Origin of the sequence: Gluconobacter cerinus (genome assembly GCF_002723935.1) — a bacterium.
Taxonomy (GTDB): Bacteria; Pseudomonadota; Alphaproteobacteria; order Acetobacterales; family Acetobacteraceae; genus Gluconobacter; species Gluconobacter cerinus.
In genome coordinates this window covers 422935-448569 of the sequence record NZ_BEWM01000002.1, presented here as the reverse complement: position 1 = coordinate 448569, position 25635 = coordinate 422935, and the positions used below count along the sequence as shown (strand labels likewise).

Annotated in this window: 26 protein-coding genes and 3 tRNA genes; 10 read left to right on the top strand and 19 right to left on the bottom strand. The window is 56.9% G+C overall.

Annotated features, from left to right (window positions below):
- Positions 1-74: 74 nt before the first annotated feature.
- Entirely contained in the window at positions 75-1754 is a 1680-nt protein-coding gene (gene ettA, locus GCE01_RS06035; RefSeq protein ID WP_099211665.1) for an energy-dependent translational throttle protein EttA, read from the bottom strand.
- A gap of 76 nt (positions 1755-1830) precedes the next feature.
- A tRNA-Ile gene (locus tag GCE01_RS06030) sits at positions 1831-1904 on the bottom strand.
- 219 nt (positions 1905-2123) lie between these two features.
- Between GCE01_RS06030 and GCE01_RS06025 the strand changes: the two genes are divergently transcribed.
- The 4 genes from GCE01_RS06025 (at position 2124) to GCE01_RS06010 (ending at position 7225) form a co-directional block, all read left to right on the top strand.
- Positions 2124-4262 (top strand): FUSC family protein, encoded by a 2139-nt coding sequence (locus GCE01_RS06025; RefSeq protein ID WP_064274792.1) that lies wholly within the window; start codon positions 2124-2126, stop codon positions 4260-4262.
- Between the two features lie 115 nt (positions 4263-4377).
- On the top strand, positions 4378-4779 hold the full coding sequence (locus GCE01_RS06020; protein WP_046900991.1) for a hypothetical protein: 402 nt from the start codon (positions 4378-4380) through the stop codon (positions 4777-4779).
- Between the two features lie 202 nt (positions 4780-4981).
- Positions 4982-5503 carry an inorganic diphosphatase gene (gene ppa / locus GCE01_RS06015; protein WP_046900674.1) on the top strand — a complete coding sequence of 174 codons (522 nt, stop codon included), beginning with the start codon at positions 4982-4984 and terminating at the stop codon, positions 5501-5503.
- Positions 5504-5692: 189 nt separating this feature from the next.
- Complete coding sequence (locus GCE01_RS06010; protein WP_086633471.1) at positions 5693-7225, top strand: carbohydrate porin; 1533 nt, start codon at positions 5693-5695, stop codon at positions 7223-7225.
- A 47-nt stretch (positions 7226-7272) separates the two neighbouring features.
- On the opposite strand, the gene GCE01_RS06005 is transcribed toward GCE01_RS06010, so the two are convergent.
- The 3 genes from GCE01_RS06005 to GCE01_RS05995 all read right to left on the bottom strand — a co-directional run bounded on the left by GCE01_RS06005 (position 7273) and on the right by GCE01_RS05995 (position 9075).
- Positions 7273-8640 (bottom strand): FAD/NAD(P)-binding protein, encoded by a 1368-nt coding sequence (locus GCE01_RS06005; RefSeq protein WP_145995777.1) that lies wholly within the window; start codon positions 8638-8640, stop codon positions 7273-7275.
- 151 nt (positions 8641-8791) lie between these two features.
- Positions 8792-8866, bottom strand: a tRNA-Gly gene (locus GCE01_RS06000).
- 134 nt (positions 8867-9000) lie between these two features.
- Positions 9001-9075: transfer RNA gene (locus tag GCE01_RS05995), tRNA-Gly, on the bottom strand.
- 217 nt (positions 9076-9292) lie between these two features.
- On the opposite strand from GCE01_RS05995, the gene GCE01_RS05990 reads away from it, so the two are divergent.
- Genes GCE01_RS05990 through GCE01_RS05980 form a run of 3 tightly spaced genes read left to right on the top strand, consistent with a single transcriptional unit; the run spans position 9293 to position 11098 of the window.
- Positions 9293-10237, top strand: coding sequence for a thioredoxin family protein (locus tag GCE01_RS05990; RefSeq protein WP_099211663.1), 945 nt, complete (start codon positions 9293-9295; stop codon positions 10235-10237).
- A 4-nt stretch (positions 10238-10241) separates the two neighbouring features.
- Positions 10242-10922: an LON peptidase substrate-binding domain-containing protein gene (locus tag GCE01_RS05985; RefSeq protein ID WP_046900671.1), complete on the top strand. Its 681-nt coding sequence runs from the start codon at positions 10242-10244 to the stop codon at positions 10920-10922.
- Positions 10919-11098 (top strand): Trm112 family protein, encoded by a 180-nt coding sequence (locus tag GCE01_RS05980; protein WP_046900670.1) that lies wholly within the window; start codon positions 10919-10921, stop codon positions 11096-11098. Before GCE01_RS05985 ends, GCE01_RS05980 begins: the two co-directional genes overlap by 4 nt.
- 13 nt (positions 11099-11111) lie before the next feature.
- On the opposite strand, the gene GCE01_RS05975 is transcribed toward GCE01_RS05980, so the two are convergent.
- Together GCE01_RS05975 and GCE01_RS05970 are read right to left on the bottom strand one after the other, a co-directional pair.
- On the bottom strand, positions 11112-12623 hold the full coding sequence (locus GCE01_RS05975; protein WP_099211661.1) for a globin-coupled sensor protein: 1512 nt from the start codon (positions 12621-12623) through the stop codon (positions 11112-11114).
- 109 nt (positions 12624-12732) lie between these two features.
- Entirely contained in the window at positions 12733-13095 is a 363-nt protein-coding gene (locus tag GCE01_RS05970; protein ID WP_046900668.1) for a hypothetical protein, read from the bottom strand.
- Positions 13096-13198: 103 nt separating this feature from the next.
- Here GCE01_RS05970 and GCE01_RS05965 point away from each other — a divergent pair, with 103 nt between their 5' ends.
- On the top strand, positions 13199-13861 hold the full coding sequence (locus tag GCE01_RS05965) for a protein-tyrosine phosphatase family protein (RefSeq protein ID WP_099211659.1): 663 nt from the start codon (positions 13199-13201) through the stop codon (positions 13859-13861).
- An 8-nt stretch (positions 13862-13869) separates the two neighbouring features.
- Here GCE01_RS05965 and GCE01_RS05960 read toward each other — a convergent pair whose 3' ends face one another.
- From GCE01_RS05960 to GCE01_RS05940, 5 genes are all read right to left on the bottom strand, one after another.
- Positions 13870-14388 (bottom strand): helix-turn-helix domain-containing protein, encoded by a 519-nt coding sequence (locus GCE01_RS05960; protein ID WP_099211657.1) that lies wholly within the window; start codon positions 14386-14388, stop codon positions 13870-13872.
- Between the two features lie 57 nt (positions 14389-14445).
- Complete coding sequence (lnt, locus tag GCE01_RS05955; protein ID WP_244591104.1) at positions 14446-15972, bottom strand: apolipoprotein N-acyltransferase; 1527 nt, start codon at positions 15970-15972, stop codon at positions 14446-14448.
- A gap of 55 nt (positions 15973-16027) precedes the next feature.
- A complete protein-coding gene (locus tag GCE01_RS05950) occupies positions 16028-16858 on the bottom strand; it encodes a GNAT family N-acetyltransferase (protein ID WP_174694812.1) in 831 nt (276 codons plus the stop codon).
- A 74-nt stretch (positions 16859-16932) separates the two neighbouring features.
- Entirely contained in the window at positions 16933-17466 is a 534-nt protein-coding gene (locus GCE01_RS05945; protein ID WP_052750032.1) for a Fur family transcriptional regulator, read from the bottom strand.
- 100 nt (positions 17467-17566) lie between these two features.
- Complete coding sequence (locus GCE01_RS05940; protein WP_046900664.1) at positions 17567-17974, bottom strand: MucR family transcriptional regulator; 408 nt, start codon at positions 17972-17974, stop codon at positions 17567-17569.
- Between the two features lie 87 nt (positions 17975-18061).
- Here GCE01_RS05940 and GCE01_RS05935 point away from each other — a divergent pair, with 87 nt between their 5' ends.
- Complete coding sequence (locus GCE01_RS05935; RefSeq protein ID WP_099211653.1) at positions 18062-18304, top strand: sulfurtransferase TusA family protein; 243 nt, start codon at positions 18062-18064, stop codon at positions 18302-18304.
- Here GCE01_RS05935 and GCE01_RS05930 read toward each other — a convergent pair.
- The 6 genes from GCE01_RS05930 to GCE01_RS05905 all read right to left on the bottom strand — a co-directional run bounded on the left by GCE01_RS05930 (position 18288) and on the right by GCE01_RS05905 (position 22787).
- Positions 18288-18734, bottom strand: a complete 447-nt coding sequence (locus GCE01_RS05930) for a GNAT family N-acetyltransferase (RefSeq protein WP_099211651.1) — start codon at positions 18732-18734, stop codon at positions 18288-18290. The genes GCE01_RS05935 and GCE01_RS05930 overlap by 17 nt on opposite strands.
- Positions 18731-19357, bottom strand: coding sequence for a tRNA (adenosine(37)-N6)-threonylcarbamoyltransferase complex dimerization subunit type 1 TsaB (gene tsaB / locus GCE01_RS05925; protein WP_167386123.1), 627 nt, complete (start codon positions 19355-19357; stop codon positions 18731-18733). Before tsaB ends, GCE01_RS05930 begins: the two co-directional genes overlap by 4 nt.
- On the bottom strand, positions 19348-19986 hold the full coding sequence (locus GCE01_RS05920) for a malonic semialdehyde reductase (protein WP_099211647.1): 639 nt from the start codon (positions 19984-19986) through the stop codon (positions 19348-19350). Before GCE01_RS05920 ends, tsaB begins: the two co-directional genes overlap by 10 nt.
- Positions 19987-19989: 3 nt before the next feature.
- Positions 19990-20553, bottom strand: coding sequence for a NifU family protein (locus tag GCE01_RS05915; protein WP_046900986.1), 564 nt, complete (start codon positions 20551-20553; stop codon positions 19990-19992).
- 96 nt (positions 20554-20649) lie between these two features.
- Positions 20650-22002, bottom strand: a complete 1353-nt coding sequence (locus GCE01_RS05910) for an ATP-binding protein (RefSeq protein WP_046900660.1) — start codon at positions 22000-22002, stop codon at positions 20650-20652.
- 20 nt (positions 22003-22022) lie between these two features.
- Positions 22023-22787 (bottom strand): response regulator, encoded by a 765-nt coding sequence (locus GCE01_RS05905; RefSeq protein ID WP_099211646.1) that lies wholly within the window; start codon positions 22785-22787, stop codon positions 22023-22025.
- 161 nt (positions 22788-22948) lie between these two features.
- Between GCE01_RS05905 and fbaA the strand changes: the two genes are divergently transcribed.
- The gene (fbaA, locus tag GCE01_RS05900) at positions 22949-24022 is read left to right on the top strand and encodes a class II fructose-bisphosphate aldolase (protein WP_099211644.1); all 1074 of its coding nucleotides are present in this window, start codon (positions 22949-22951) and stop codon (positions 24020-24022) included.
- Positions 24023-24049: 27 nt separating this feature from the next.
- On the opposite strand, the gene GCE01_RS05895 is transcribed toward fbaA, so the two are convergent.
- A complete protein-coding gene (locus GCE01_RS05895; RefSeq protein WP_099211642.1) occupies positions 24050-25627 on the bottom strand; it encodes an efflux transporter outer membrane subunit in 1578 nt (525 codons plus the stop codon).
- Between the last annotated feature and the right edge of the window lie 8 nt (positions 25628-25635).

Below are 25635 nucleotides of genomic sequence, written 5' to 3'. Positions count from 1 at the left end.
CCGGGCCTCCTCAAACCGTCAGAAACCGGGACAGGCTGCCCTGCCCCGGTGACGAACAGACGGAAAGGTCCGTCTTAGCGGGCCAGCGGGCGGTACTTGATGCGGCTTGGCTCAGTCGCATCCGGCCCCAGACGGCGGCGCTTATCTTCTTCGTAGTCCTGGAAGTTACCTTCGAACCACTCGACATGGCTGTCGCCTTCGAAAGCCAGAATATGCGTGGCCAGACGGTCAAGGAACCAGCGATCATGGGAGATGACCACGGCACAACCAGCGAAGTCTGCCAGAGCATCTTCGAGGGCGCGCAGCGTATCAACGTCAAGATCGTTGGTCGGCTCATCGAGCAGCAGGACGTTGCTGTCTTCCTTGAGCATCTTGGCAAGATGAACGCGGTTACGCTCACCACCCGACAGGATGCCGACGCGCTTCTGCTGGTCAGAGCCCTTGAAGTTGAACGCCCCGACATAGGCGCGGGACGGAACCGTCCGCTTGCCAAGCTGAATAACGTCCGTACCGCCGGAAATCTCTTCCCAGACGGTCTTGTTGCCATCCAGCGTATCGCGGGACTGATCGACATAGCCGAGCTTCACCGTCTCGCCGACCTTCAGAGAGCCACCATCTGGCGTGTCCTGACCGGTGATCATCTTGAACAGCGTGGACTTACCCGCACCGTTCGGACCGATCACACCCACGATGCCACCAGGCGGGAGCTTGAAGTTCAGGCCATCGATCAGCAGACGATCACCAAAGCCCTTGGAGAGGTTCTCGGCCTCGATCACCGTGCCACCAAGGCGCGGACCCGGCGTAATAACGATGTCCGCCGTGCCACCAACCTTCTCGGAGTTGGCTGCCAGCATTTCTTCGTACTTGGTGATACGAGCCTGGCTCTTGGCCTGACGGGCCTTCGGTGAGCTGTTGATCCAGTCCTGCTCGGCAGCAAGAGCGCGCTGGCGGGAGCTTTCTTCCTTCTCTTCCTGGGCCAGACGCTTGCGCTTCTGGGTCAGCCAAGACGAATAGTTGCCTTCGAACGGATAGCCACGGCCACGCTCGAGCTCCAGAATCCAGTTCGTGACGTTATCGAGGAAGTAACGATCATGGGTGATGACCATGACAGTGCCCTGATAGTCACGCAGCGTCTTTTCGAGCCAGCTGACGCTCTCGGCATCAAGATGGTTGGTTGGCTCATCGAGCAGCAGAATGTCAGGCTTTTCGAGCAGCAGGCGGCACAGCGCAACGCGGCGGCGCTCACCACCGGAAAGCTTGTCGACCGGGCTGTCTGCTGGTGGGCAGCGCAGCGCGTCGAGAGCAATTTCCAGCTTCCGGTCCAGTTCCCAGCCGTCACCGGCATCAATGATTTCCTGAAGCTCGGCCTGTTCCGAGAGAAGATTGGTCATCTCCTCATCGGACATGGGCTCAGCGAACAGCATGGAAATTTCGTTGAAGCGATCGAGTGCGCGCTTGAGTTCACCAAAACCGAGAGCGACGTTCTCACCAACCGTCAGCTTTTCATCAAGCTGCGGCTCCTGCTCGAGGTAGCCGATCTTGACGCCATCAGCCGCCCAGGCTTCACCGCCGAATTCCTTGTCGATCCCGGCCATCACCTTAAGCAGCGTGGACTTACCCGCGCCGTTAACGCCGAGAACACCGATCTTCACACCGGGCAGGAAGGAAAGGGTGATGCCCTTAAAGACCTCACGTCCACCCGGATAGGCCTTCGTAAGATCCTTCATGACGTAGACGTACTGGTAGGCGGCCATGATGAGGTCTCCTGTTCGGTGGTGGAGTGCGGAATGAGCGGCGGCAGACAGGCTCGCCAGACAAAATAGAACACCGTGCGCCCGGAGGGACTCGAACCCCCAACCAAGCCGTTATGAGCGGCCGGCTCTAACCAATTGAGCTACAGGCGCGCGGTAGCTGCACGAAATCGCTCACCTGACGCATTTTTGCAAGGGCTGACATGGTGAAATGTCTTTTTTTGCATTATGTGTCAAAACGCCTCCCGTCCCCGACTGGCCTCAGAAGGCCATTGCCGCCGTTTCGAGAAGGCACCTACCGGTTTTCATTATTCTGGGGGAAGACGTGGCTGGACGCTCATTGAAACACATTACAACGCCGCACATTCAGTGATGCAGGCAAGCGCGACAGCTTTTCTGCAAAAATTCCGCTGGCTCTACAGCCCGGACCCGGTCATGGCCGGCTACGCTCTCCGAACTACTCTGACGTCCCTGCTCGCGCTGGGGATTGCCCTGAAGATGGAGCTTGGCAGCCCTCAATGGGCAGCCCTGACCGTCTGGATGGTCGCGCAGGGCACACGTGGGCGCAGTCTGGCAAAGGCGAAGTGGCATCTGTTCGGCATGGTGCTGGGCGTGATCTGCGGCGTGATCCTCGTCGCGGTCTGCCCTCAGGCGCCCTTGATGTTCATTCTGCTTCTGGCCGCAGGCATCGGGCTGTTCTGCCTGATTGGCACGTTCATGCCAGGGCCGGCTTCCATGACCAATTACCGTATTCACGGTATGCGGGCGACGGGCTTCACCTACGCCATTGTCTCCCTCGATGGGATCGCGGACCCGCACCACATTTTCGAAATTGCCAGTTCGCGCGCCACATACATTGTGCTGGGCATTGTTCTGGAAGCATCGATTTCCGGACTGTTCCAGCTCGGCCTCACGAAACGAACGCGCCAACAACTTACCAGCACATTTGAAGACACTTTAAAGCCAGCACTTTCGACCATCGCAGACATCCTTGCGGGCAAGACTGATGCTCTGGAAACCATGCAATCTGTCTTCACCCGCATCACCACTTTGGGGGATCAGGTTGAATTCGCTGAGGTCGAGCTGGGACGACAGGATCATGCGGGCGATCATACGCGCGCCGCGCTGGCGAACATCGCTGTTCTCCTGGCGCGGGCCATGGACCTTGCCACGCTGATGCGTCTTCCCCTCAGTCAGGATGACGCGTTCCTCGAACAGGCCAAAACGATCCAGCACATGTTTCTCGCCTTGCCCGCGAGGCTGGAGAGCACCGAGAGCATGGACGCAATTTTGAGCGACCTGCGAGACATCAGACGGGACTGCCGACGCCGGGTCGTAGAAGATTTCGATACTGTTCTTCCCAAAGCAGAAGACCGCGCTGCCATGCTTCGCCACGGCATGTTGCAGCAGTCTCTGGTCGAACTGATTGATGCGTTGAGAATGGCTCTGCGGCAGTTCGAAGCCAGCCGCAATCCTCAGCCTCACGATCATTTCCATGAGCCTATCCGCTCCTATCGGGACTGGCGCCAGGCCATCGTTAACAGCCTCCGCTCATCGGTGACTGTCTTTGGGGCGGGTGTAATCTGGATTGCAACAGCGTGGCCCAGCGGCCTGACATTCATCATGTTTGTCGCGATTGCATGCAGCCTGTTCTCTACGCTGGAGCGCCCCGCCCTCGCGACACAGGCCTTTTTGCATGGCGCCTGCTGCGCCGTTTTGGCTGGCGGTGTACTCGATCTGCTTTTGCTGGGAAAACCCACAACATTCGAAATGCTCGGAATGTGGTCTGGCGTTGCCATGATGCTGGGCGGGCTGGCCTTTGCCTATCCGCCACTGACGCTTCCGGCCGTCTCTTACAACCTGTTCCTGCCCATCCTTCTAGGCCCGTCCAATCAGGGCCGAACGGATGAAATCGTCTATTTCAATACGGCCATGCCACTCGTTCTGGGCCTGCTGTACACATCATGGATGTACCGTGTTTTCCTGCCTTATGACCCGGCGCACCAACGCTGGACCATGCGAGAACACATCCTTCAGGACCTGCATCACATTGCCGAAGGGAAAACGAACGCCACACTTGATACAGTGGTCTCACGCAACGTGGACCGCTTCGTCCGGTTGATGACCAACTCAGGGAATACACCGTCTCCTGTCGTTCACGCCTATCTGGCGGGGATTCTTTCCGCGATGCGTGTCATGCTGAACCTGCTCCGACTTCGCGCTATCAACCATGATGCGTCTCTCAATCCCCGCGCGCATCAGGCTCTTGAGCTGGTTCTGGCACGGATGAGCCATTTCAGTGGGCGTTATCACGGGCATTATGGGCGAACACTGCGCGCCACGCTCCTTGCCATTCAGAGACTGCGAGACTGCGAGACAACCGAATCGCGCCCTCGTCAGCGCTTTGTGCTGATCGCTGCCCTGACGGCTCTGGACGTCATTGCAACGGAACTGAACACCAACAAGATATTCTTTGACACAAAGAGCCCCTATCTCGACCCTCCCGTGTGAGTGCTCACGAAGAAATGTTCTGAAATAGACTTTTCTTTTCACGAAAAGGGGGGAAATGTTCCGTTTCAACCGCGGAGTGCCGCGGGAAGACAGGGTCTTCAGAAAGGATACCGTCATGTTTCGTCGTATCGTGCCCGCTCTCGGCCTAGCTCTTGGCCTCGGCGTGATGTCCACGGCTGCTATGGCCCAGGAACAGTCGCCACCGCCTCCTGCTGCCGTTCAGGGCACGCCTGGCAAAGATTTCACGGGCGTCTCTCCTGCCAATCTTGCAGGCATCATGAACTACTGCGTCGAACTGCAGTATCTCTCTTATGATGAAGGCAACCCGGCTCTCTATGGCCTGAGCGAAAAGTACAAGGCCACCGAACAGACGGTTGGCAATGAAGACTATGCTCTTGGCACCGCTGGCTTCTTCAACAGCAACGGCAAGCGCTATTATCTGGTGGCCTACACCAACGAAGATGACCGTCGCGCAGCCTGCCACAACGCACTGAAGGCCGCACAGCCGCTTCTCTGACCCTGACTTTCCGAGTTTATCGGCTTCTACGAACGCTCCAGCCTTGTGCTGGAGCGTTTTGCGTTTCTGGCGATCTGGCGAGCGCCCTAATCCGGCGATCAGCGCATTAGCTCCCCATCATGTTTTTGCTTCCGCTCTGGGCAGAAAGGCGCAGGACAGCTAAGGTTCCGCCGTCTTAAAACCAGTTCAGGACGTGAACATCATGGACGTTTCCAAGATCTCGCCCGGCAAAGACGTGCCGAACGACATTAATGTAGTTATCGAGATCCCGCAGGGCTCTCAGGTCAAGTACGAAGTGGACAAGGATAGCGGCGCGATCTTCGTGGACCGTTTCCTGTTCACGCCGATGGCCTATCCGGCAGCTTACGGCTTCATTCCCGGCACCCTCGCTGCTGACGGTGACCCGGCTGATGCCCTCGTTCTGGCTCCGGCAGCCGTCGTTCCTGGTGCCGTGATCCGTGCACGTCCGATCGGCATGCTGAAGATGGAAGATGAGAGCGGCCAGGATGAGAAAATCATCTGCGTCCCGCACGACAAGATCCACCCGCAGTTCACGGACGTGAAGTCCATCGACGACCTGCCAGAGATCACACGCAAGGCGATTGAGCACTTTTTTGAGCGCTACAAGGATCTTGAACCCAACAAATGGGTTAAGGTAACAGGCTGGGCTGGCAAGGAAGAGGCTGGTAAAGTCATCGAGGCAGCACTCGCAGCAGCCAAATAATACGATGTTGTGATCCGTTTTATACGGATTATAGTTTACATCGCTTGGTATAGGCTTTGTTTTTTCCTGAAAAACGGAGCCTATATCATATGAACGTGATTTTTTAGAAATTTATCTCATAATCTCTGTTCTTTATCCCGGAAAAAGTGTTACGAAGATCTCGCAACCTGATACCCGAGGATAAGAGACTTGTCTCGCCTGCATCTCTATGCCGCAGCCTGTGCGGTTTGTTTTACGCCCGCCATCGCCGCCGCTGAAGGCGCGACCAAGGCTCCCGCACCTGTCACGACCGTCGTTCAGTCAAAGGCTGGCGACAAGGTTACGACCGTGCGCGTTCTCGCGCCCATCACGGTTATGGACTGGCCAGACCAGAACTCGGAAAACCCGAGTGTTCGCGTTAACACCCCGCTTACAATCATGTCGTTCGACAAGGAGCAGGTCCCCCCGCTCCCCAAGCCTGAGGCCTTGCTGACCAACCCGTTTGGCTGGAACAAGTGGCTTCGTGACCGCGGCATCGCGATCATGATGGACAACACCAACGAATACACGGGCGCCATCACCAAGCCGACCCCGGGTTATGGGCTTCGTCAGGGTAGCAGCAACGCAGGCCAGTACAGCCTTGAGAACGATATCGACTGGGAAAAGCTCGCTGGTATCCGCGGCTTCTCAACCCATGCCGTCGTTGTCGGCCGTTATGGTATTCCTGCCAGCCGCATGTTCGGTGACAACCTGAACCCCAGCTCCGAAATCTATGGAGCAGGCGGCAACGTGGTCGTGCACCTTGTCTATGCTTATGGTGAGGAGACGCTTGGAAACGGTCACTTTGACGTCGCTGCCGGACGTATTCCGTTCCTGAACGACTTCTCCGCTAACCCGCTGTACTGCAACTTCCAGAACAATGCCTTCTGCGGTAACCCGAAGGCATCGTCTGACAACACCACCCATTCGTCCTACCCAGATGCCGTGTGGGCGGCCCGTATCCGCGTTCGCCCAACAAAAAGCACATACATCCAGACCGGCGTGTATTTCGCGCAGGCAGGCATCTACAACAATGTTCAGTACCGGACGGGCTTCAAGCTCAACGGCGCAGACATCAATGGCGAAGCTGTACCCGTGGAAGCTGGCTGGGAGCCGCTGGTGGGCAAGGACCACCTGCCGGGTCACTACAAGGTTGGCTACGCCATCGACAATGCACCGCACAAAGACAACTACTATGATGTCAACGGGAACCCGTATGTCATCTCAGGTCTGGCGCAGCGCACGGTCAATTACTCCTGGGCAGCCTGGTTCCTGGCGGATCAGATGGTCTGGCGCCATCATACACCCGGAAATCCGGACGCAGGCCTTGTCGTGCTGGGCGGCTTCTACGCCAACAGCCCCCGCACCCAGACACGTGCCCAGCAGTATGAAATCGGGTTTGTGGACAGTGGCTTCTGGAAGGCTCGCCCGCTGGACGGCATTGGTGTGAACTTCACCTACGTTCGTGTTGCAGGCAGCGTGTCCGATACTCAGCGCCTTCAGCTTGCTCGTGGGATGTCACTCATGAACGGATCTTACGGGATCCAGAACTATGGCGAAGTTCTTGAAGCGAACTACCGTATCCACGTGATGCGTGGCGTCACCTTCGCACCGGACTTCCAGTACTACTTCCGTCCCGGCGGCCAGGCTGCACTGCATAACGCGGCAATGCTCGGCTTCAAGAGCCACATCCAGTTCTTCTAACCTTTCCCAGCGGCCAGTCAGATATCGTGACTGGCCGCTTTTGGTACTCAGACCTCGTCGGCCGGACTGTTTTGGAAAGACGAGGACTGCACCTGAGCAGCCAGATGATAAGCCAGTTCAGCAGCCTGCTGGCGAATTTCGGGTATGGCTGTTGTTTCGAAGACTGTCCCCCAGCGCATCGGGCCAATGGCATACAGGCTCGTACTCCATCTGCCCGAGGCATCCTGCAAAGCGCCGCTGTCATCACACACCAGGCCACCCAATGGGGTTTGTGTTGCCGACCCTGTCTCGATCAATCCTGTTAACAAAGCTGAGCCGACTGTCCGATAATCACGACTTGGGCCCGTACAGTTCACCGCGTGATCTACGTCGAGACAACGAAGCCGTTCTGCTCCCTGAATGCTAAGACGCACCCCGCCTGAAACTGCGAAGACCTGCTCCACGCGCCCTTTTAGGGTTTTCAAAGTCCCTGCTCTAGTTTCCTGATCGAGCACTGATCGAAGTGCTGGCGCCATTCGATGCCGCACGATGTCCCATCGCCGCTGAAGGTGGCGCGCAAAGCGGCGTTTTTCTTCTACTGGCAGTCGACCCCAGAGTGCGTTCGTATGGGCACGCAGAGCATTGACCATACTCCTCCAGGAAATACCTTTGCGCAGACATTCCCGGAATAAAGCAAGATAAGCTCTCGCACTCGGGGACGTGGCGAACCACACATCATCGACCCCCGCCGCAGGCGCCTCTGCATGTGAGGTCGGATACCATCCATGCCGGGAAATAGCGGTAATCTGGCCTCTGTGCCCCTGCTGTCTCAAACGAACCAGAACATCAACGGCTGTCAGCCCGGTTCCAATCAGAGCAACGTCATCATCAAGGCCAATGCGGGTATAAAGATCATCCTGCCACGCTGAAGGAGAGTATCCGGGCACTAAACGCCGCGGGTCTGCCAACACGACGGGCGAAAAATTTCCAGTCGCGAGAACGACATAGGACGCGGCAATACAGGCCCCGTCAGCGAGTGTAAGACTCCACCCCTGATACGCCTTGTCGCAGGCAAGAACATGGCCCTGATGGTATTCTGACGCAGCCTCTGTCCACAGACTTTGGAGATAGCGCCCATAAATTGCTCTGGGCACAAAATCTGAAGCGCTGATCTCTGGATCATGATGGTCTCGTACCCACACCAGAAAGTGCGATGGGTCATCCACAACTGCGCTCATCCCGGACGCACAGACATTCAGATAGTGTGTGAGACAGGGAGTGCCGTATGCCAGCCCTCGACCCGGCTCTGGCGCATCTCCAACAACAATCAGTCTCGCAGCGCAGCCTGCTTTGCGCAGATACCAGGCCAGAAGCGTTCCACTGGCGCCACTTCCGATAATGGCAATGACCGGACAGGATGGATCAGGATTTTCCACGAAGGCGCATCACTCTGTTCGGGGCTGGACAATGCCCTGATCATCGCTGCGTTTTCTGCAACCATGCGACTTTTATCGTAACAGAACGCCACCTTGAGGCACTGCAGGCTCCAGAAACGAAAAAAGGCGCCTTAAGGCGCCTTTTTCAAACTGGAGCGGGTGATGGGATTCGAACCCACGACCCCAACCTTGGCAAGGTTGTGCTCTACCCCTGAGCTACACCCGCATTCCGTGAGGCGGCTTATGGCGGAAACTTGCAATATCCGCAAGAGGAAAGACGAGTGGAAAAGCATTTTCCTGATCAGGAAAGATTTATGAGCCAGAAACGAAAAAAGACGCCCTAAGGCGTCTTTTTCAAACTGGAGCGGGTGATGGGATTCGAACCCACGACCCCAACCTTGGCAAGGTTGTGCTCTACCCCTGAGCTACACCCGCGTTCCGTGGGCGGTGTTATTACTGAACTTTCAGGGACATGCAAGAGAGAAAATGGACCTCTCAGTCAATTTTTCAATCTGCACCGTTTCTTGTGAAGAAAGCGCCATGATCTCGTGGCGAGATGAAAAGCATTCCCGCGAAAGCGCCCTTGCACACAGAGCCATCAGGCCCGATCTTCAACGGAACTAGATTTTCCCAGCAGGATGGCTTCCATTCCATGAGCAGCACTTTTGACGAACATCTGATTGGCCAGTCCCCGTCTTCAGGCCAGGCCGCATACATCGTCGAAGCAGATCAGACGACGTTCATGGCGGACGTTGTTGAGGCCAGCCAGCAGATCCCGGTTCTGGTGGATTTCTGGGCCCCGTGGTGCGGCCCCTGCAAACAGCTGACGCCCGTTCTGGAGAAGATCGTCCATGCTGCCAACGGACGGGTTCGTCTGGTCAAGGTCGATGTAGAGGCCAACAAGTCCCTCGCGGCTCAACTGGCTCAGATGGGGCTTCCGCTTCAATCCATTCCCGTTGTGGTCGCGTTCTGGAAGGGCCAGGTTCTGGATCTTTTCCAGGGTGCACAGCCAGAAAGTGAAATTCGTCATTTTGTCGAATCGCTTTTGAAAGCTTCTGGCGGCACGATGCCCGCAGCAGATATTCTGGCAGCAGCCAAGACAGCTCTGGCAGACAATCAAGCTGCGGAAGCTGTCGGCCTCTACGCACAGGTTCTGGATGCAGAACCTGAAAACCCTGAAGCATGGGGCGGGATGCTCCGCGCGCTTCTGGCTCTCGATGAACTAGAGGGCGCAGAAGAAGCGTCCAGCCAGATCCCTGCCAAGCTTAATAACCATCCTGAGATTACGGGAGCACGTGCGGCACTCGCCCTCAAAATAGAAGGTGCAGCGGCAGTTTCCGAACTGGATACTCTCAAACAGCAGGCCGCCGCCTCACCGACTGACTTTGATATCCAGCTCAAACTGGCTGGGGCACTCAATGCTGCGGGAAATCGCGCTGATGCTGCGGATGTTCTGCTGGGAATTATCCGTCAGGACCGTGACTGGAACGAAGGTGCTGCCAAAACCGAGTTGCTTCGTTTCTTCGAAGCATGGGGCCACACGGACCCTGTAACGCTTGCTGCGCGTCGCAAGCTCTCTTCTCTCTTGTTCTCGTAATCCCATGACGAAAACGCCCGACACCTTTCTGGATCTGAATGATATCCCGCGCAGGGTTCCAGCTCTTGCGGACCTCACCCTTGCGGACATTCCACCGCGGGTCGGGCTTTTTCCACTTTCCGGGGCCATGATCCTGCCTGGCGGGCATCTTCCTCTGACGGTCTTTGAACCCCGCTATGTCGCCTTGCTGGAAGACGCGCTTGCGGGGCGTCGCCTTATCGGGATGATCCAGCCTCAGGAAGAAGACGAATCCGATCCTCTACCGGTCCTGCATAACATCGGGACACTGGGCAGAATTACCAGCTTTACGGAATATTCTGACGGCACGTTCTCCATCACGCTTCTGGGCATCACGCGCTTCAGATTGCTGATGGAAGGCTTGACGCAGCGCGGCTGGAGGGAAGGCACCATCGACGCCTCCCCTTTCTTCTCGGATCTGCTGGAAAGCGACCCCTCCCCGATCAATCGGGCACGCTTGTTAAGCCGTCTGAAAAGCTATCTGACAGCACATCAGCTCCAGACCGACTGGTCTTTGCTTGATGAACTGGATGATGACATGCTGCTCGTCATCCTGCCGATGCTTGTTCCGTTCAGCTCTGAGCAAAAACAGGCCCTTCTTGAGGCAAGCACGCTGGATGACCGCGCCGGGGTCTTGCTGGATCTTCTGGCAAAAGGCATGGAATGACCATGAATACTGAACTTGACCCTCGCCTCCTGTCTCTTCTGGTCTGTCCCCTCACCAAAGGGCCGCTCACCTATGACCGTGACACGCAGGAACTGATCAGCCCGCGCGCAAAGCTGGCATTCCCAATCCGGGACGGCATTCCCATCATGTTGCCGGAAGAAGCTCGTTCGCTCTGACCGAAGATTTTCTTCAGAGCTGATGCTGTGCTGGAAGATCGTTCTGAACCTTGAAGTTCATGACGATCTTCATCAGCTGAGCAGCATCCCCAACCAACTCCTGACTGGAGTTGCTCATCTGCCTTACGATCGCGGCGTTGGTTTTGGTCACAGCTTCAAGCTGTGTGGTGCTGGTATTGATATCCATAATCCGCTGCGCCTGAGCTTCCGCACCTGAAGCAATCTGCCCCACTGCTTCTCCCAGCCGATTCACAGATGCACTGATGTTACCGAGTGCAGCGCCTGTCTCATCGACCATCTTCACGCCACGCTCCACGTCTTCCATACTGCTGCTGATCAGCTCCTTGATCTCGCAAGCTGCAGTCTTGGATCTCTGGGAAAGTGCGCGTATTTCCTGAGCGACAACGGCAAAACCTCGCCCGGCATCCCCGGCATGCGCAGCCTCTACGCCTGCGTTTAAAGCCAGAAGATTTGTCTGGAAGGCGATTTCATCGATAACGCCAATAATCTGAACAATCCGCGTGGATGATTCCGAAATTTTGGCCATCGCTTCAACTGTCCGAGCAACAACTTCCGTACTTTGCCCTGTCTCCTGACAGCAGGCTTCAACCGTTTCATCCGCCTGCCGCGCCTCTTCAGCCACTTCCTTTACGGACGTCGTCAGTTGAGTGATGTTGCGCGATACTGTGCCCAATGCGTCGACCTGCTCCGCGATACGACACGCGATGTCTTCGGACGAACTGCTGAGTGTTCGGGCGCGATGCTCCACCACGCCCGACGTAGAGCGTACGCCCTGCACAATTCGCCCTAGCCCATTACAGGCACGCTGGAAGGCTCCGCTCATCCGTGCCGCCTGACTGGCGAGCTCCGGGTCAATATCCTGTACAAGATCTCCCTCGGCCATGCGGTCCAGCGAATCTGCAAGAGCTTCTGAAAGTGCTGACAAACTTTCAGTGCGCTCCTTCTCGGCGCGCGAACGCTCCTGCCCATCCAGATTCAATGTGTATGTCTGAAGGCCAAGCTCCATATCCAGAAACGCGGCCTTCACCAAAACGCCTACCCGCGCAGCAACATCATGACTGGTTAGACCTGATGGGCGCTTACCGAACAGCCTGCCAAGAAAGCCTTGTTTCTGCTTTGGCCAAGCATCTTGAATAACGCCGGCGACAATACCTTCGACCAGTAGCCCATAACTGCCGATATACCACTGTGGGTCCAAGCCAATCCGGGCGTGAGTATTCCCGATCGCCCGTGTACTCTGGACATAGTCGGGGCCAAAATCGCCCTCGAGAATACGGCTCCAGTGCATTTCCTGCTGTGTGCGGGCTGAATTCTGATGGGCAGAGCTTGAGAAAAAACGTGCAAGCGCTGGGGTCTCGTCCACACGGCAATAAAACCGGTCAAGCGCGGGAGGCAAAATCCGGCGGACTTGTTGGCCAATTCGCGCTATCAGGGCCTGCTCACTGGCTCCAATCCCCAAAAAGGTAAGGCGCTCTTTCATATCTGCCGCGACCTGCTCGGTCATTTCTGGTCTCCAAGACGTCAACTCGGCCCACTGGTGAGGACGCTTTCGCCCTACCACGCCAATAGTTACGCAATCATGAAGACCGGACCGTCAGACGGCCTCGCTGTCCTTAATTTCCGCTATTCTTCCCGTATGACACTTCCGTATCCGGCACGGCAGGGCGCGGGGTGATGTCGGCTGTATTGCCACCTACACCGCTCGTCCCAAAGGTCATTCCTTCCGAGGACGGAGCGCTACTTTCCCGGGGACGGTTTTCCTCGCTCATTCCCCCAGGCGGCATCGGCATAACGGGCGCATCGTCCGCATAAGACATGCCACTGGCATGAGGCCGACGATGAGTAGCTCTATCCGGCGCAGCTCCCGGCGGGGGCAGCGCGGTCATATCCGCAGCCGGTCCGTCAAACATTGAACCAACACCACATCCCGTCAGGGACAGGCAGGACACCATCAGGGAAAGAGAAAGCCACCGCATAAGCTGACATTACCATTTCCTTGCGGTTGACGCATCCCCATCTCAAATGGGACACAGCGCTGCCTGAAGCTGCTTCATGCCCCACAGTCGAGGACGTTTTTTGATGTTTGAAGGCCGGATTACTTCTGCCGCCACGCTGCGACGGGCATGGTGGGACAGTCTCTTTGTGGACCACTCCATCTTCCGCCTCGGCTGGACAAATCTTTCGGAAGTCGTTCCTGGCAAAGTATGGCGCTGCAACCACCCAACACCGTCACGTCTGCGCAGACTGACGAAGAAGCTTCACCTCAAGACGCTCGTAAATCTGCGCGGACATCGCAAATGCGGGTCCGATGCCCTGTCCCGCAGCACGAGTGAAAAGCTGGGTCTGACGCATCTGGATATGGCATTTGAAAGCCGGGGCGCGCCCCACAAGGATCGCATCCTACGCTTTTATGCCATGTATCAGACTCTTCAGTTTCCAATGCTGATGCACTGCAAGTCAGGCGCTGACCGCGCAGGACTGGCTTCGGGGCTGGTCGTGATGTTCGAAGGGGGAACGGCAACAGATGCTCTCAGGCAGTTGCACTGGCGCTTCGGACATTTCAACCGGTCCCGCACGGGCATCCTGGACGCATTTTTCCTGCGTTACCGCGCTGAAGCCGAAGGGCGTCTTTCCTTCATGGACTGGCTTCAGACCGAATACGATGAAGACCGTCTGCGGGCCGATTTCAAAGCGGGCAAGATTTCGTCCTTCCTGAACGATAGCGTCCTGCGCCGCGAATAGGCTCTGGCTTATTCTTCTGCCGGGCCGAGGCTGCGGATAAGATCCAGCATTCGCTTTCGCACGGAAGGATCTGGAATGCGATAATAGGATCGCACCAGATCGACCGTTTCACGACGGCTGAACAGCGCCGCCTCATCGGCAGGCAGATCAAACAGCCGAGGCGGTTGAACCACTTTACGGGGCGGACCGCCGAAAGTCGCTTGCGTTTCTGCAAAGCCCGTCGTGACCGAAGGCTGAATGGGAGCAGGTGCCGTTTTGGGGGCTGCATCCTGCATATCATCAAAGAAAAAACCGATCGGCACATCCAGAACACGCGCCAGATCGTAAAGACGGCTCGCCCCTACACGATTAGCGCCGCGTTCATATTTCTGGATCTGCTGGAACGTCAGCCCCAGCGCCTCTCCAAGCTTTTCCTGTGAAAGCCCCATCAGCGTGCGTCGCAGCCGAATGCGGTTTCCGACATGCACATCGACCGGGCCAGCAGCCGAAGCACTTTTTGGCTCGGCCTTAACGTGACCCGTAGACATGATGATCCTCCTCTGAGACCAAGAGAAGGTAAATAAAACAACCCTAGATTGTCAATATTAACCTTTTTGACGCATTACAACCCGCTCTCTTTTGCGGCGAACCGTTGGCCAGAACGAGAGCAAGACGCACAGTATCGACAGAGACAGGGGAATGGCGCGTCCATACCGGGAGAATATAGTTGGTGAGAGGGGTGACGGAATATCACTCACAATGACATCTGCCCGTCCCCAGCCCAGACGAACCGTTTCACGGCCAACAGCATCATAAATCGCCGAAATGCCCGTGTTGTTCGCGAAGACAACCGGAAGACCTTCTTCCACTGCCCGCAGACGGCCCGTGGCAAGATGCTGGCGTGGGCCAGCACTGTTGCCAAACCAGGCATCATTGGAAATTGTGACCAGCCAGTCAGGCCGATCATGCCGCGCAACGACAGAGCCCGAGAAAATGATCTCGTAGCAAACCATCGGGCCAACACGGCCAATATCAGGTAGATCCCATGTCTTGAGCCCTGGGCCCGGAGTCAAAACTCCTGGAAGCACGTTGAAGGGAATAATCCAGGGCTGGTACTCCCCGAATGGCACCAGGCGGCTCTTGTCATAGATGGATGTGATCTTGCCATCCTGATCCACCAGTTCGAGGCTGTTGTACCAGTGGCCATTTTCTTCACGATCTGACCCGATCATTGCCGAAGCACCACCGGCTGCGTGGGCAATCACCTGTCGGGCCAGTTCATCCTCATCGAGTAGCCCCGGAAAGCCGGATTCTGGCCAGATGACAACCACAGGCCGGTCATCGCCCATCAATCGGGCCTTCTGCGTGCCCTGAGCCGTCAGGCGAAGGTAGCGTCGGAAATTTTCGACGCTTTGCTGCCGGTTGATGATTTCATTTTCCGAGACGTTCCCCTGAACCAGAACCGCACGCGGATTACTGATCGGCAACGGAGTTACTGTGGTAAGCCGCCAGTATCCGCCACCGAGCCATAGCACGCTGCACACGAGCACGCTTAAAACAGCAACACGCCCACGGAAAAGCGCCAGAGATGCCAGGACTAGTGCAAGAGTCAGGCCGTCGACACCCAGAATGGACGCGGGCTGGATCAGCGCATTGCCGATCGAACCCGGCAATTCCAGATCGCTGCCAAGCGGGTTCCAGGGGAAGCCTGAAAAAATCAGGACGCGCGCCATATCAACGACTGTCCAGCTTCCGGCGAACATCAGAATACGCCGCCATCCCGCTGGCACAAGACGACAGAGAACCGCGGGAACAGCCATCAACGGGGCAATAATGAGCGCAACACCCGGAGCCGCGAACGGGATGACCCACCAGAACTGATGGATACGCGTCAGAATGGCATTGGTCAGCCAATACAGGCCTGCCGTGTGAAATCCCATTCCAAACAGGAAGCCGCAAAGAGCAGCCTGCTTCCAGGATGCCGCATCCTCAGAGGCGCGATAGAGGACCAGCAGCCCGAGAGGGAGCACAAAAAGCGCACAGACAGGTGGAAGAGACAGGGCAGAAAACGCCCCTGCCAGCACCATCAGGCCGGCAAGTCGCCAGCCACGCACAGGGAGCGTCGAAATCATGAAGATGATTATCCGTTAGAAAAAACGGCCGGGCCACAGAGGCCCGAGCCGGAAATCAGTCCAGAGCGTCCCGAAGGCGGCGCTCGTAATGGCGGTAATATTTGTCCGCCAGAAGTTCACTCTTTACCAGAACGGCTACGTCCGTCGTGTTGAACTGCTCGTCCACAACAGCGCCGTCTCCAACATATCCCCCAAGGCGGAGATATCCTTTGATGAGAGGCGGCAGCTTGTTCAGGCAGGCCCGGTAATCAAGCGTGTGCGGGTCCGTACGCAGCATTTCCACATAACGATCTGGCAGTGCCCGAATTCTAAGAGCCGGAGGAGCCAGATGATTATGATGCAGATAGGTCAGTTGATCGGAGAGCGCATCAGGATCTGTGCCCGGAAGGCTTCCGCAACCGAACAGCACGTCGATGCGATGAAGAAAGATATAGGATGCAATGCCACGCCAGAGCAGCTGCATTGCAGAACGCCCACGATGTTCGCGAGCCACACAGGACCGCCCAACCTCAAGCAAACGCCCTGGAAATTCCGTCAGGGTCGAAATATCGTATTCGGAAGCCGTATAAAAACGGCCAATCTTCTCGGCAGCATCGGAACGTAGAAGGCGATAGGTTCCGACGACGCCTTCTGCACCAGAAGAAATGCTGTGGTCGATGACGAGAAGATGGTCGGCAACCTCGTCAAACTCGTCCACATCCCGCTTTGTACGGAATGCGCGTTCGTCCGGGTGTGCGCCAAGTTCTTCAAAAAACACACGATACCGCAGGGCCTGAGCAGCATCTCGCTCAGCTTCGGTAACAGCGATGCGAACACCCAGAGAACCGCCCCGAAGCTCCTGGAAACCACCGTCGCGGTTCAGAGCTAGCGTGGAGAGGGTCTCCATCTGCTTGAGTGTTTCTTCACTACTGATGAGCGAATGGGCTGTCGGTGAGGTTTTTTCCTCGGCCGGATTGGTGCTCATGATCCGCTCTTGTTCCTGTTCTTGGCAACAGTCTGCTTCGGAGTTTCTTTTTCAAGACGATGACCGAAGAGTTCTATGCGGTGTGAGACGAGATCGAATCCGAGACGTTTTGCAATCTGCGTAAGCAGACGGACAGGTTCGTCATCTTCAAATTCGATGACACGACCACTGTCCACATCAATCAGATGATAGTGATGGCCACTGTCGCTGGCCTCATACCGGGCACGCCCACCGCCGAAATCACGGCGTTCGAGAATCCCTTTTTCTTCCAGAAGACGCACGGTCCGATAAACCGTGGCAACGGAAATACGGCTGTCTATGGCGGATGCGCGCCGATAAAGCTCTTCTACGTCCGGATGGTCGCTGGCTTCAGACAGAACATGGGCAATGACCCGACGCTGTCCTGTCATCTTCAAACCATTTTCCACGCAGAGGCGTGCAATGGGAGAATCATCGACAACGACGGAACCTTCTGGCTTCCGACCTTGCGTGCGAGCGCGTCTGTCCGCGATTTTCATATCTACGACCATATCAGCGGCCTAGCCGAAAACCGGACCATTTGTCCAATCAGAGATGCAAATAAAAGAACCGGCTTCCTGCGGATGAAGATCAGGAAGCCGGGAAACATCCTCAGTCTTCGCGACGACGGCCGAGGCCGATCTTGCGTGCCAGGGAGGAACGATGGCTTGCGTAGTTCGGAGCAACCATCGGATATTCCGGCGGCAGACCCCAACGCTCGCGGTATTCCTGCGGCGTCATGTTGTAGGCTGTCTTGAGGTGACGACGAAGCAGCTTCAGCTTCTTCCCGTCTTCGAGACAGATGATGTAGTCAGGGAATACTGATTTGCGGGGCGGAACTGCTGGCACCGGCTTCTCAGCGGGAACCTCTTCCTGCACATCAACCGTTGCAAGCGAATCATGTACCGCACGAATAAGACCCGGCAGCGCGTCGGCTCCGATGTCATGGCTGGATACGTAGGCGGTAACGATCTGAGCGGTCAGATGGCGCAGATCGAGGTCTGCAGTCTCATGCGGCATAGTGTAATAGTCCTTCATCCGGAAACGACGAATTCTCTATCAGTAGAAGCTCATTACCATCAAGCAAAAACAAGGAAAAACCAGAATATGACAAAATATGAAACATTTCTTCTTGATGTAAGCAGCAAGATTTGTCCGATGACGACTGTATATGTCCGCGCGCGCCTTGACATCATGACTTCTGGTCAAAAAATAAAAGTGATCGTTAAAGGCGATGAACCCAGAAAAAATGTAACCGCATCGGTACTAGCACTTGGGCATAAAATAATAGAAAATTTACCACATCAGGAAGACACTGATCTTTACTGCCTACTCATTCTGAAGGCGTAGAGACCAGAACCAGAGCATCGCTTCCATCACGATAATAGCGACGTCGATGGCCGGCCTTTATGAAACCGCACCGATCATAAAGTTTTTTTGCTGCATTGTTACTTATTGATACTTCCAGAAATATTTTTCCTTTTGGAAGTATTTGCTCAACCAGAGATTTTCCCAGACCAAGCCGCCGGAATGACGGTCGAACAGCTAATGTCAGGACCTCTGTTTCATCCATGACGGTTCTGGTCAGGATAAAGCCCGCAGGCTCATTTCCTTCAAGAACAACCAGAGCTTCTGTGCCGGGAAGACCAAGAAGAGATGTGAAGGAGTCCGCATCCCACACTTCTCCTCCCGCAAACGCTTCTTCATGAAGCGCCGCCAGTAACGGAGCGCTTTCCACGCCCGTGACTTGAAATATTAAATCCGGAAGAGACGGCGTCATTGAGGGAGAGGGCGAAGTCCGGCAGCGGGCGGTTTGGCTTCTGGAGGGTCGACATACAAAGGCATCAGTGGCCCCGAAGACTGAGTCTCAGCGGCACGGACAATACCGAGAGCATCTGGAGCGACACAGGCCATAACACGACAAGGCCACGTCTCACGCTCAGACACTGCGTCCCCGGCAATAACATCAAATGCAGACGCATCGAGATCGTCAGCAGAAACTGCGAAAACTTCGCCCATCGGCGGATCCACAAAATACCGACCGCGCCTGGCAACACTGACGCAGGTTACATCAGGCTGACCAAGTGTAGCCCGAATGGCAGCGCCCAGAGTGACACCAATCGTCGGGCACCCCCATCCTGCGGCCAGACCTGCGGCAAGAGAGAGTGATGCTCTTAAACCGGTGAAAGACCCTGGGCCGATTACAGCAATAACCCTGTCAGGCGAGCCAGACCAACCACCAGCTTCAAGAACAGTCCGTAGTGCCGGAGCAAAGTGCTCGGAAGCACCCCTCCCCGCCAAATGCTGTTCAGCAACGATACGACCGTCTTCGACGAGCGCTACAAGATTGGTCGATCCCGTTCCGGCACCTGCGCCGTTAAAAACAACGGTCCTCACAGACACAGACACGCCTCGCCGAAGTCGAGACGTGGCGCACGGGGTTCTGCATGGTCCGGATGAGGCTCGTTTTCAGCAGGGTAACCAAGTCCCACCAGAAAATTCGCCCGCCAGCCCGAGGCTGTCAGCAGCGCGTCTTCCACCATGAACGCATCGAACCCGGACATCGGCATGGCTACCAGTCCGAGCATCCGTGCCGCCAGAATAAGATAACCGCCTTCCAGCGTACCGTTCCGGAAAGCCGTCTCTTCCGAAAGCCCGACATCTGCCGCAAACCAGTCCCGCAGGCCTTCATCTGCGCCCAGACGAGGCAAAGCCTCGAAGAACAGGGGATCATGGCAGACAACAGCCAGAACCGGTGCCGCCATGGCGCGAGCGACATTTCCCGGTGAAAGGGCTGGGCGCAGGCGTTCTTTAGCATCCTGCGTCGTCAGAAACACAAAGCGTCCCGGAGAGCAGTTGCCCGACGTGGGGCCAAGCTTCACCAGATCGTAAAGGTGACGCAAAACATCTTCCCCGACCGGACGCGGTGAAAACGCACGCGGTGTTCGGGCCTGCGTGAAAAGCACTTCGGCTCCCGGCACGGGACCGGAAGCCAGATCGTCAGTCACGGGAAGAGACGTCTGGCCATCCATGGATCAGTCCTCGACCTGCTCGACGGACTGCACTTCCGGCACATAATGACGGAGCATGTTTTCCACACCATGCTTCAGCGTCGCGCGGGAAGACGGGCAACCGGAACAGGCGCCCTGCATTGTAAGGTAAACAATCCCGTCCCGATAACCACGGAACGCGATGTCACCACCGTCTCCAGCAACAGCGGGACGAACACGTGTGTCCAGCAGATCGCGGATACGCGTCACGACATCCGCATCTTCCGGCGCAACATCATATTTCAGCGCTTCGTCATCACCGGCCAGAACAGGCTTTCCGCTTTCGAAAAACGTCGTCAGAGCGCTGAGGACAACAGGCTTGAGATCGCCCCAGCTGACGTCCTGCGCTTTGGTGATGGACACGAAGTCACTTCCCAGGAAGACGCGCTTGACGTCCGGCAGGGCAAAGAGGGCTTCAGCAAGCTCAGAGCGGCCTTCGGCAGCAGAAGCTTCGCCAAAATCAACCGTGCGCGTGTCATTCGTGACCGGTCGACCCGGAAGGAACTTCAGCGTGGCGGGATTCGGAGTATCTTCGGTTTCAATGAACATCGTCATCATGTCCTCAATGGCCAGTCCGCACCTGACATGTGCCACTTCAGCCGCTGGCGCAAGGGTCTGGACCAACGTAGTCCCACTTCTTGCCCGTCAGCTCTGAGGACGGGCACCAATCGAAGGCTTACGCGCTGGCGGCAACACAATCGTCGCACACAGACCTCCATAGCCCTTTTCAGCGTCTCCCCGCCCAAGCTTGAGATAGCCCCCTTCCCGGGCAATCTCGCGGGTTACGATGGCCAGGCCGAGCCCAATCCCACCCGTCTGGCGAGAGCGCGATCCCTCGAGGCGATAAAAGGGCGCCAAAACCCGCTCGTATTCGCTCTCTGGAATGCCGGGGCCGTTGTCCTGAATGGAAATTTCTATGGCGCCGTCTTCCTGAACCCTCAGCGTTGCGAGGGCATTTCCCCCGTAGTTCAGGGCGTTTTCAATCAGGTTGGACAGAACGCGTTTGATGGCCAGGGGGCGGACGTGAACCAGGGCACGGTCCGGCCCTTCATAACGGGCGTCTTTGCCGTGATCCGCATGGTCGTCAACCAGAGTCGCAAGGGTGGCGACAATATTGATGGTGCGAGGTTTTTCCGGATCATCTGCGCCTGCAAGATAGGCAAGAATACCGTTGACCATCCCTTCCATCTCATCGAGGTCCGACTCGATGGCGGCCTGCGCTTCCCCATCATTGAGAAATCCGCACCGGAGTCTCAAACGCGTCAGAGGCGTGCGGAGATCGTGGGAAACGGCAGCAAGAGCCTGCGTTCGGTCGTTGATCAGGCTCTGGATACGACGCTGCATGGCATTGATGGCCCGTGCAACCCCGCGAACTTCACGCGGACCACGCTCTGCCAGCGGAACCCACGTTTCGTTCGAGCCGATCTTGTCCGCCACAGAAGCCAGAGCCCGCAGGGGCATGCTCAGTCCGCGAATCAGCATGGTTGCGGCGATCGCAACAGCACCTGCCGCAATCGCCGCGGAGGCTAGCCCGCGCGTAAAATGGTGGTGCCCCAGAAGACCGGGAACACGGAAATGAATGTATGTGCCATCAGGAAGGCGCTCGGACCCGAGCACATCGGGTGTACCTGTTCCCAGTGTGTAAAGATCGAGCTGGGCCTGCGCGAGGATGGGATCATCCTTGATCAAGCGTGCCGTGAGATCCCTCAGAACAGTAGGGCGATATCCCGGCAGGTGCGGCAGAGCCGTTGAGGGTTGCCAGGCAACACTCAGTTCACTTCCTGACAGCATGACTGCCAGGAAGGAGCGCTGCGTCACAGGCGCAGCAGCGAGAACCCTCAGATCTGTACTGAGGGCCTCTCCAAGCTGCGCAATGCGCACATCATCCACAATGTAGGTTTCAGCCTCACCATAAAAAACGGCGTTGGCCAGAAAGACCAGCGTGACCGCTACGGTCAGGACGACGCAAACGCGACCGACCAGCCCCAGCGGCCACAACAGGATCCGATTCTGAATATTCAGACCCGTTCAACCTCGGCCACGAAAATATATCCCAGCCCACGGACTGTACGAATCAGCTGGTCCGCATCGGAACCAAGCTTGCGACGCAGGCGGCTGACCAGAACATCGATTCTGCGGTCAGACACATCGCCCAAACGGGTCCGTGACAGTTCCAGCAGACGATCACGTGCAATAACGCGCTGCGGGTTATCGAGGAAGCTGGTCAGAAGGTCGTGTTCTGCGCCTGAAATATCGACAGTCGCCCCACTCGGGTCTGTCAGTTCACGACGGCGCAGGTCCAGCATCCAGCCTGCGAATTGCAGTCTTTCACGCCGCACCTTCTCCGGTGCCGCACTTGGGCTTCCACGACGGAGCACTGCCCTAACGCGGGCCAGAAGCTCGCGCTGGCCGAAAGGCTTCGGCACATAGTCGTCCGCACCGGATTCGAGGCCGGTCACACGGTCGCGTTCTTCACCACGGGCAGACACCATGATGATGGGAACCTGCGAGGGGGGCGTTTCGTCAACATGACTGGCCCCCTGGCCATTGCGCAGGGCACGGCACAGCTCAATGCCGTTCGTGCCTGGCAACATGATGTCAAGGATGATGAGATCAACCGGAGCCACTTCAAGAGCGGCCCACATCTCATCTCCACTTGCCACACCACGGGCGCGGAAACCGCCGCCCTGTAATGCGCGCAGAATGAGGGTCCGCATTCCTGCGTCATCTTCGACAACAAGGATACGGGCGGGAAGATCGGGATCGGAAAGATTTGGCACCATACTTTTCCATAATCGCAGCAGGGCAGATACCACAAGCAACAAATCTGGGCTGAAACTGTTCCCTTATCTTTAGCGCTCATGACGGAAAACATTTTCTGGCTTACAATACACGAAACGCAGGAACAGCCTATCTCGGTTCCTGCACTCGACCGGAGTCTCCCATGACAAGCGTTTCTCCCGGCGTCGTAACGGGCGCCGACTACCAAACTCTTCTTCAGGCGTGCAGGGACGGCGGATACGCCCTTCCAGCCATCAATGTCGTTGGTACGAACAGCGTCAACGCCGTCCTGGAAGCGGCCGCAGCCAACGGCTCGGACGTGATCATCCAGGTTTCAAACGGTGGCGCGCGCTTCTTCGCAGGCGAGGGTCTTCCGGATGCCCATCGCGCCCGCGTTCTTGGCGCAGCATCGATGGCTCATCACGTCCATCTGCTGGCCAAAGAGTATGGAATCGCCGTCATCCTTCACACGGATCATGCTGATCGCAAGCTGATTCCCTGGCTGGAAGACCTGATTTCCCTAAGTGAAGCAGAGTTCAAAAACACAGGCCGCCCGCTTTTTTCATCCCACATGCTCGACCTCTCGGCCGAAACACTGGATGACAACCTGGCCCTTTCCGAGAAACTTCTGACGCGCCTCGCCCCGCTGGGCATGGGTCTGGAAATCGAGCTTGGCGTTACGGGCGGTGAAGAAGATGGCGTCGGCCATGATCTGGAAGAAGGTGCGGACAATGCGCATCTCTATACCCAGCCGGAAGACGTGCTGAGAGCCTGGGAACTGCTCTCGCCTATTGGCATGGTCTCCATCGCCGCGTCTTTCGGCAACGTTCATGGCGTCTACAAGCCAGGTAACGTCAAGCTTCGACCAGAAATCCTGAAAAATTCTCAGGACGCCGTACAGAAAGCCACAGGAAGCGGGCCGAAGCCCCTCCCGCTGGTCTTCCATGGTGGATCAGGGTCAAGCCTGGAAGAAATCCGGGATGCCGTGTCCTACGGGACCTTCAAGATGAACCTGGATACAGACATCCAGTTCGCATTTGCTCATGGCGTGGGCTCGTATGTGAGCACGCATCCGGTCGCTTTCCAGCACCAGATTGATCCCGCCACAGACAAACCCATGAAGTCCTTCTACGACCCTCGCAAATGGCTGCGTGCGGGTGAGAAGTCTATCGTGGAGCGGATGAGCGAGGCTTTTGAAATCCTCGGCTCCAAAGGTCAGTCCATCGCTCGGAGCTGAAACAGCTCCCAGCGATAGCGCCGGGTCTCAGGGACCCGGCGTTGCCGAGGCAAGCTTCGTCTTGGTCACATCCTGCGCTGCGGGGACAACCTCTTCCCAGCCTCCGCCAAGCGCATTGTAGAGACGCGCCAGATTAGTCGCGACAGTCGCATCACTGTCAGCAAGACTCATTTCAGCGGATTGCAGCTGACCCTGCGCGTTCAGCACGTTCAGGTAGTTCGTCAGGCCACTGCGATACTGGCTCTGGGCCAACTGGAGCGCCTTGCGGTTGTCGTTCACAGCCCGCTCAAGCCCCTGATGACGGAGCTGCTCATCCCGGTAAGCGATCAGCGCGTTATCAACATCATGCCACGCCTGAATGACCGTCTGCTGATAGGAAATTGCCGCAGCTTTCTGAGCATATTTCTTCAGCTCAAGCTGGCCGCGCAAACGTCCCCCCTGAAAAATCGGCAAGGAAATGGACGGGCCAACGTTCCATGCCCGCGCATTCCAGAATCCGAGATCACGGAATGACAGGGTCTGGAATCCGAAGTCTGCATTGATGGTAATCTTCGGATAGAAATCGGCCGTGGCTTCACCCACTTCTGCCACAGAGGCACGCAGTTTGGCTTCAGCTTCCCGGATATCCGGACGGCGATGCGCCAGTTCAGATGGCAACCCGACAGGAACGACCGGCGGCACCACAGGGATGCCTGCATCTTTGTTCAGTTCGGCATTCAGGCTACCCGGAGGCGCACCGAGGAGCAGCGCGAGTGCATTTTCTTCCTGCGCCACACCCTGCTGAAGCTGAGCAGCCTGTGCTTCAGTGTCATGTTGGCGCGCCTGCGCGGAATCGACATCCACTTCCGTGACCAGACCGCTGCGATAGCGGCTCTGGGAAATATCTACGATCTGCTTCAGCGTTCCGAGATTGTCCTGAAGGACCTTCAGGCGCTTCTGGTCCCCGCGGAGCGTCATGTATCCACGCGCCATATCGGCCTGCTGGGCAATCAGGACCGAGCGGCGCTCTTCGTCCGTGGCCTGAAGGTCCGCTTTGGCAGCATCGTACTGGTGAGCCACGCGGCCCCAGAGATCGATTTCGTAGCTGGCATCAATGGATGTCTTCCACTGGTTCAGCAGAGGGATCGTGGCCCCACTGGCTGCACCACTGAGAATGCTACTGCCCTGATCTCCCAAAAGCCCGTTGTCGGACTTGGCAATATTGCCGCCCACACGATTGATGATTTCCTGCATCTGCTTCGTGCTGAACTGACTCCGTGTGTAGGAGCCAGAAGCACTCAATCCGGGAAAGCGCTCGGCCCCCGCCATCATGAGCTGCGCACGGCTCTGTGCCAGATTGGCCGTTGCCAGACGGAAGGACAGGTTCTGCTGAACCAGACGGTCTTCCAGGGAAACCAGCTCCGGATCCTTGAAGACTGTCCACCATTTGCTGGCAGCTTCCGCTTCGCTCGTCACACTGTCAGGGGCACCTACCATGTGATCGGCATAGTGTGCCGGAGACCAGGGATGGGGCTCATGATATTCCGGTCCGACCCGCAGGCAGGCGGAAAGAGCAACAAGGGCGCAGCCAGACAGCAGCGCGCGGGATAGAAAGGCTGCGCTCACAAAGAAAC

What these genes read in the sequence shown, in the direction of transcription:
- fbaA (WP_099211644.1), top strand. Translation starts at nt 22,949, where the DNA reads ATGACAAGCGTTTCTCCCGGCGTCGTAACGGGCGCCGACTACCAAACT.
- GCE01_RS05970 (WP_046900668.1), bottom strand. Translation starts at nt 13,095, where the DNA reads ATGCGGTGGCTTTCTCTTTCCCTGATGGTGTCCTGCCTGTCCCTGACG.
- GCE01_RS06020 (WP_046900991.1), top strand. Translation starts at nt 4,378, where the DNA reads ATGTTTCGTCGTATCGTGCCCGCTCTCGGCCTAGCTCTTGGCCTCGGC.
- GCE01_RS05905 (WP_099211646.1), bottom strand. Translation starts at nt 22,787, where the DNA reads ATGGTGCCAAATCTTTCCGATCCCGATCTTCCCGCCCGTATCCTTGTT.
- GCE01_RS05935 (WP_099211653.1), top strand. Translation starts at nt 18,062, where the DNA reads ATGACAAAATATGAAACATTTCTTCTTGATGTAAGCAGCAAGATTTGT.
- GCE01_RS05950 (WP_174694812.1), bottom strand. Translation starts at nt 16,858, where the DNA reads ATGGAGACCCTCTCCACGCTAGCTCTGAACCGCGACGGTGGTTTCCAG.
- GCE01_RS05990 (WP_099211663.1), top strand. Translation starts at nt 9,293, where the DNA reads ATGAGCAGCACTTTTGACGAACATCTGATTGGCCAGTCCCCGTCTTCA.
- GCE01_RS05980 (WP_046900670.1), top strand. Translation starts at nt 10,919, where the DNA reads ATGACCATGAATACTGAACTTGACCCTCGCCTCCTGTCTCTTCTGGTC.
- ppa (WP_046900674.1), top strand. Translation starts at nt 4,982, where the DNA reads ATGGACGTTTCCAAGATCTCGCCCGGCAAAGACGTGCCGAACGACATT.
- ettA (WP_099211665.1), bottom strand. Translation starts at nt 1,754, where the DNA reads ATGGCCGCCTACCAGTACGTCTACGTCATGAAGGATCTTACGAAGGCC.
- lnt (WP_244591104.1), bottom strand. Translation starts at nt 15,972, where the DNA reads ATGATTTCGACGCTCCCTGTGCGTGGCTGGCGACTTGCCGGCCTGATG.
- GCE01_RS06025 (WP_064274792.1), top strand. Translation starts at nt 2,124, where the DNA reads ATGCAGGCAAGCGCGACAGCTTTTCTGCAAAAATTCCGCTGGCTCTAC.
- GCE01_RS05945 (WP_052750032.1), bottom strand. Translation starts at nt 17,466, where the DNA reads ATGGTCGTAGATATGAAAATCGCGGACAGACGCGCTCGCACGCAAGGT.
- GCE01_RS05930 (WP_099211651.1), bottom strand. Translation starts at nt 18,734, where the DNA reads ATGACGCCGTCTCTTCCGGATTTAATATTTCAAGTCACGGGCGTGGAA.
- GCE01_RS05985 (WP_046900671.1), top strand. Translation starts at nt 10,242, where the DNA reads ATGACGAAAACGCCCGACACCTTTCTGGATCTGAATGATATCCCGCGC.
- GCE01_RS05960 (WP_099211657.1), bottom strand. Translation starts at nt 14,388, where the DNA reads ATGTCTACGGGTCACGTTAAGGCCGAGCCAAAAAGTGCTTCGGCTGCT.
- GCE01_RS05975 (WP_099211661.1), bottom strand. Translation starts at nt 12,623, where the DNA reads ATGACCGAGCAGGTCGCGGCAGATATGAAAGAGCGCCTTACCTTTTTG.
- GCE01_RS05965 (WP_099211659.1), top strand. Translation starts at nt 13,199, where the DNA reads ATGTTTGAAGGCCGGATTACTTCTGCCGCCACGCTGCGACGGGCATGG.
- GCE01_RS05940 (WP_046900664.1), bottom strand. Translation starts at nt 17,974, where the DNA reads ATGCCGCATGAGACTGCAGACCTCGATCTGCGCCATCTGACCGCTCAG.
- GCE01_RS05920 (WP_099211647.1), bottom strand. Translation starts at nt 19,986, where the DNA reads ATGGATGGCCAGACGTCTCTTCCCGTGACTGACGATCTGGCTTCCGGT.
- GCE01_RS05915 (WP_046900986.1), bottom strand. Translation starts at nt 20,553, where the DNA reads ATGTTCATTGAAACCGAAGATACTCCGAATCCCGCCACGCTGAAGTTC.